This window comes from Sphingomonas sp. SAFR-052 (assembly GCF_051965015.1).
Lineage (GTDB): Bacteria > Pseudomonadota > Alphaproteobacteria > Sphingomonadales > Sphingomonadaceae > Sphingomonas.
Window position 1 is genome coordinate 1 of sequence record NZ_JBQCMO010000032.1, and the last position, 2,432, is coordinate 2,432.

A 2,432-nucleotide genomic window follows, 5' to 3' on the forward strand; every position below is an offset into this window, starting at 1 on the left:
TCGGTCAGGATCGTGTGGATGCGATACGGCACGGCTCTCAACAGGTGTTCGAGGAATTCCCATGCTGTCCGGCGATCGGCCTTGTCGACCAGTTGGGTGCGGTTCTGCATCCGTCGCAGCGACCGCAGCGCAGCGTCTGCCGTCTCGCCGGTGAAGATCGCGAGGCACTTCTCCCGGTCGACGATCGCCTCGCAGTTGAAGCACGCCGCTTCCTCGCGCTCGTTCGCGCGGTAGTCCCCGGCATAGGCCACGATGACATGGTTGAGCTTCCCGCATGAAGGACAGCTCGTTTGGCGGGTCTCTTCGGTATAGCTCATGACCGTCCCCCGAGTTTGGGGTCAGCGCCCCGCTGTGCTAAACCAATGAGCGTAGGGATTGGCGGTGTCATCGCCCCTTTGGAAGGGGGCCATGCTTCTGCCCGAAGCGCCAATCCCTACGTTCCGAACCGGCCTTTGGACTGCCGGCTCCGCCCGCCGCTGTCGCGACGCGCGATCCTCAAAACTAAGCCGTCTTCGTCTCGGCCTTCGCACGACGGCGCTTGTTCTGATCCGTCACCTTCTCGAACTCCGGCGCGATCGCCTCAAGCTTGGCAATCAGCCCGGACAGATCATAGCCATTGCTGTCCTGGCCCTTGTGCCGCTTGAAGCGCTCAACCCGCTTGATGAAACCCTTCGTTTCCAACGCGGTCAGGTGCCGTTGAACCGTCCGCGCGTCCTTGCCCATGCGACGCGCGATCGTGTCCTTGGCAGGATGCGGATCGTGATCGGCCGACCACCAATGGCTGATGAGCTGAAGCAGCACGTTCAGCTCATCAGGCTTCAGAACCATCTTGGCCTGGCCCCACAGCAGGATCGACGGGATCATGCTATAGCCACGCGATAGGACAGCATCCGGCCACTTGTCCTTCCGCTTCTTCGGCTTTGCGACCGCCGCGAGCGAAAAGACGTTCGATCCTGCCTCCTTTGTGGTATCGTCAGGTTGCTTGCTCATGAAGTTGAAATAGCACATTTGCGCGCCGTTTCTAGAGGAGTAGGGGAGACAGAAACGACGCCCGCCCGGAGACAAAGGTGCCTCTAGCGTGGGAGGCACTCATGTCTTACGAAGCACAGTGAGTCCGTAATCACGATACCGGGTAATCAGGATAAGGAAGCATATTAGGCAGAGACAGATTTGCCTCCCCCAAAATTTGCTGGGGCCGGTTCGGGCCGTGCGACGTGGCTGACGATGCCTGCCGTCAATTTTTAATTGAATTCTCAGACCCGAGCATCTAAATAGGGGACAACATGGCCGTTCCCGCTGTTGCCTATGGCATCAAGGGGCGGCCTTCTTCATATCTGGGGCGATGCTTCTGCCCTACACCAAACCCCATCTCAGCTTTGCCGACCAGCTCGCTCTCCTTGAAGGTCGTGGTTTGGGCGTCACCGACCAAGCCAAAGCGATCCGCCATCTTGAGCGCATCGGCTACGGTCGTCTGTCACCCTATTGGCAACCGCTGCAAGAGCGCATCCCCGATCCCGACGCTGCCACGCGCACCATTCGCACCGACCAGTTTCAAGCCGGTGCCGAGTTTCGGCACGCCGTCGATCTCTATCTCTTTGACAAACAGCTCCGCCTGCTCTTCCTCGACGCCATCGAACGGATCGAAGTCGCGCTACGCGTGGATCTTGCCCATGCTCTTGGAAAACGCGCTCTCTTTGCGCATCGATCGGTCGCCTATCTCGATCCCAACCGCGCGAACGCCAATTTAAAAGGCACGACCCGGCACCTGAGCTGGTTGGCGAAGGCGGACGATTCCGTTGACCGCTGCAAAGACGATTGGGTGTCGGAGTTCTACAATACCTACAAGCCGCCGATGCCGATCTGGATGGCAGTCGAAGCGTGGGATTTTGGGACACTATCTTGGCTGCTAGAAATGGCACATCCCAATGACCGCTTCGCCATCGCGAAACGATATAATTTGCTCCCCGATACGCTGGTGAGCTGGATCAAGAGCCTTGCTTTCGTGCGCAACATCAGCGCGCATCATTCCCGGCTGTGGAACACCGGCATCATCAACCAGCCCCAGGTGCCCAAAGCGTTCGAGGCGCCGCGCATGGTCCATATTGGCAACGACGTCGTGCAGCGGAATCGTGTCTATGGCGCGGCGGCAGTTGCCTCCTATCTCGCCAAGCGGATCAATCCGGGCACATCGTGGAGCGGCCGGATGAAAGCACATTGGCTTTCTTTCCCGAATATGCCCTTCGCCAGTACCGTGCAGGGTGGATTTCTCGAAGGCTGGGACCAGGAAGCAATCTGGAACTGACATAACGCGGAAAGGCGGGCCCGACCCTGCCGGCACGGCTCTATCGCCGCGTCGCTGAACAGCCCCCAGCGGGTGGTCCGGCATGTTAGTTAGTGCATTGTCGTCTCCGCCGCCATTGCCGGGCGTAGGT

Annotated in this window: 2 protein-coding genes and 1 pseudogene; 1 reads left to right on the top strand and 2 read right to left on the bottom strand. The window is 59.4% G+C overall.

Annotation, left to right across the window (positions count from 1 at the left end; all coding sequences use genetic code 11):
* A pseudogene (locus ACTHQV_RS19185) lies at positions 1 to 317 on the bottom strand (hypothetical protein); the annotation flags it as partial.
* A gap of 184 nt (positions 318 to 501) precedes the next feature.
* Positions 502 to 990, bottom strand: coding sequence for a helix-turn-helix domain-containing protein (locus tag ACTHQV_RS19190; RefSeq protein ID WP_440492316.1), 489 nt, complete (start codon positions 988 to 990; stop codon positions 502 to 504).
* Between the two features lie 352 nt (positions 991 to 1,342).
* Here ACTHQV_RS19190 and ACTHQV_RS19195 point away from each other — a divergent pair, with 352 nt between their 5' ends.
* Complete coding sequence (locus ACTHQV_RS19195) at positions 1,343 to 2,302, top strand: Abi family protein (protein ID WP_440492317.1); 960 nt, start codon at positions 1,343 to 1,345, stop codon at positions 2,300 to 2,302.
* Positions 2,303 to 2,432: the final 130 nt, after the last annotated feature.

Excerpts from the sequence above, each read along its gene's own strand:
- ACTHQV_RS19190 (WP_440492316.1), bottom strand. The coding sequence starts at position 990 with ATGAGCAAGCAACCTGACGATACCACAAAGGAGGCAGGATCGAACGTC.
- ACTHQV_RS19195 (WP_440492317.1), top strand. The coding sequence starts at position 1,343 with ATGCTTCTGCCCTACACCAAACCCCATCTCAGCTTTGCCGACCAGCTC.